Below are 3,158 nucleotides of genomic sequence, written 5' to 3'. Positions count from 1 at the left end.
GCTTGCGCCTCGAACAAGCCGTGAATCGTTTGCTCGCTTGGATAGTCGGCCGCTGTATCTCCCCATACGCCCAGAATTTGCTGACGCTCCTGCTCGCTTAGCACATCCAGCTCATACACCCGAATGTCTGGCTTCGCTGCCACCTGCTCCAGCAGTTGCACCAGATGACCCTGAACCCGTTCAACAGCTTCACGATCATACAGCTTCGTATTGTATTCAAATCGGATTTTCATCGCTTCCTGCGGCATGACGACCAGATTGAAATCATAGTTGGTCTGTTCAATCATACCTGCATTGCTAATTTCAAAATCCGAATCTGCGCCTTCGCCAAGCTGCTCAACCTGTTCCTCCACCGGATAGTTTTCGAACACGATGATGTGGTTGATCAGGTCTTGCTTTTGCTCGGTCAAGGCTTGAATTTCATACAGCGGATACGTTTCATAAGCCTGGGATGCCAACGCCTGCTTCTGATTTGCTCTGATCATGTCGGCAAATGTATCCTCAGCCCCACTGCGGATACGTACTGGAATGGTGTTAATGAACAAGCCCACCATATTTTCGATACCCGGAATGTCAGCCGGACGGCCAGACACTACGCCGCCAAAAACAGCGTCGTCACTACCGTTGTACTTTTGAAGCAGCAAGCCCCATGCCGTTTGCAGCAATGTATTCATGGTCACGTGGTGCTGCTTGGCAACCATTTCAATGCGTCCTGTCAAGTCCTTGCCCAGATCGCACAGCACATGCTCAAATTGCGCACCGTCCGCTTTCACGCCTGCTTTTCCGGTCGGAATCGAAGTTTGCTGATCATAGTCGAGCAAATAATCCTTCCAGTATGAAGATGCAGCCTCTACATCCTGTGCTTCCAGCCACTCAATATACTGACTGTATGGAGTAACCGGGGCAAGCTTTGGTTCTCTGTGCTCCACGGATGCAAAATAAGCTTCAAACACCTCATCCGTTACCAGCGCCACACACCAGCCATCCATCAAGATGTGATGAGAGCTCCACACAAAATAATAATTCTCGTCACCTGTTCGCAAAATCGCTACGCGCATCAACGCATCCCGGGACAAATCGAATCCGGCTGCCTTGTCCTTGCGAATAAATTCCTTCACATACGCGTCCCGCTCCCGATCATCCAGATGACGCAGATCTTCACATCGGAAACCAATATCCTTGCGACGGAAAATGACCTGCACAGGCTCATCCTGCCAGCCGCTGTAGAAATTAGCTCTAAAAATCTCATGCCGCTGCGCCAAACGATTCAAGCTGTCTTGGAAAACATCCACTTGGAAGCGTCCGCGCAGATCAAATGTCGTTTGTTCAAAATAAGCACCTGAATCTGCATCCATCAGACTATGGAACAACATACCTTTTTGCATCGGTGTCAACGCATATACATTTTCCAGCTCGCCAATGTCGCGAGTTCGCTCTATCAGTTGGTCCAGCTCGGCCATCGTTACATTTTTAAGCATGACATCGCTTGGAGTCAGTTCCTGCTGTTTGCGGCTTACGCAATGCGTAATGATTTCCTGCAAGCTGGTTCTCAACTCTTCGGCTAGCTGCTCCATCGTTTCACGGCGGTATTCCTGATTGCTGTAACTGATCGTCAATTGCAGTTCGCCTTCTGAAATCAGTCCGTTCATGTCCAGCGCGTATGATCTTGCCGCATGTGGGCTAAGCACTGCACCGCTTGCGTAGGGAGATACACCAATGATTTGGTTTTGCAAATCTTGATCAAATTGTCCCAAATAGTTAAAGCTGATTTCCGGTTCGGTTGCAAAGCTCGCATGCTCACGTGCTGCGGACAGGTATCTCAAAATACCGTAACCAATGCCCTTTTGCGGAATGCGGCGCAGCCCTTCCTTCACATTTTTGATGCGCTGTGAAAGGTCTTGCCCCGTGCTCATATCCAGCACAACCGGGAATTGAGTCGTAAACCAGCCAACGGTGCGAGTAATATCCAGCTCTGGCAAAATGGACTCCCGTCCATGGCCTTCCAGGTTGACGAGCACTCGTTCAATGCCCGCCCAGCGTTGAATAGCCATTCCCAATGCGGTTAGCAGCAAATCGTTCATGTCCGTGTTGTAGGCACGATGCGCCTGTTTTAACAGCTGCTCTGTTTCCTCAGCTGTCCACGTGGCAGTAATGATCTCGCTGTCCTTATTCAAGGAATATGGCTGTGGCTGGTCTTTTGGAAGCGGCTCATATACGCCCTGTTCGATTTCCTGCCAGAACGCGAGTTCTGCTGCCACTGCCGAACCGTTCGCATATCGGGACTGCTCATCGGCCCAGGTGCGGAACGAATCCGTTTTGTGCGGAAGACGAATCGCTTGTCCATTCAATGCCTGCTCATAGGCTGTCGCAATATCCTCGAACAAAATGCGCCAGGATACGCCGTCCACCACTAAATGATGGATAGCAATCAGCAAATGATCTCCATCCGGGCAACGGAACAGCCCAAGCTTCACCAGCGGTCCTTCGCTCAAATGAATTCCGGCTTGAATTTCGTTCGCTTTGGCCTCGATCGTCACAGACACCTCAGCCTCATTGCTGAAATCTGCCCGTTCCAGCGTATACAGCTCACCCTCACCAATTGCACGGTTCCAGGCTTCATATCCCTGCTCGGCAGGTCGGAAAATCGTACGCAGCGCGTCGTGATGGCTAATAATCTGATCCATCGCCGTGCGAAGTGCCGTTTCATCAAAACCGTCCTTGCTATACAGCATGATGGACTGGTTATGATGATGAGCTTCCGCCAGGTTCTGCTCAAAGAACCATTGTTGAACAGGTGTCAGCTCCACAGCGCCCACTACTTCGCTCTGATCCGCCAATCTTGTCACAGATTGGACTTTCAGCGCCAATGCAGACAGCATTGGATTGCTGAACAGGTCCTTCATGTCCAGTCGATAGCCTGCTTGCAGCAAGCGGGACGATACCTGCAGCGCCTTGATCGAATCGCCGCCCAATTCGAAGAAGTTATCCTGCGTGCCTACCGCTTCCACGCCGAGTACTCCGGCCCATACCGAAGCCAGTACCTGCTCGACCGTGGTACGCGGTGCTACATAGGCTGCGCCGGTATGGATGCTACCTTCCGGCTCCGGCAACGCCTTGCGGTCGATTTTGCCGTTGCTGGTCAGCGGGATCGCGTCCAG

General features: G+C 51.5%; 1 protein-coding gene. It reads right to left on the bottom strand.

Going from position 1 to position 3,158, the window contains the following annotated elements; all coding sequences use genetic code 11:
• On the bottom strand, window positions 1-3,158 hold a 3,158-nt coding region (locus WG8_RS28385; RefSeq protein ID WP_007430357.1), incomplete at both ends, for a condensation domain-containing protein.

It is taken from the genome of Paenibacillus sp. Aloe-11 (assembly GCF_000245715.1).
Lineage (GTDB): Bacteria > Bacillota > Bacilli > Paenibacillales > Paenibacillaceae > Paenibacillus > Paenibacillus kribbensis.
Note: the sequence above shows the minus strand (reverse complement) of the source record. Positions and strands in the feature narration are given on the sequence as shown.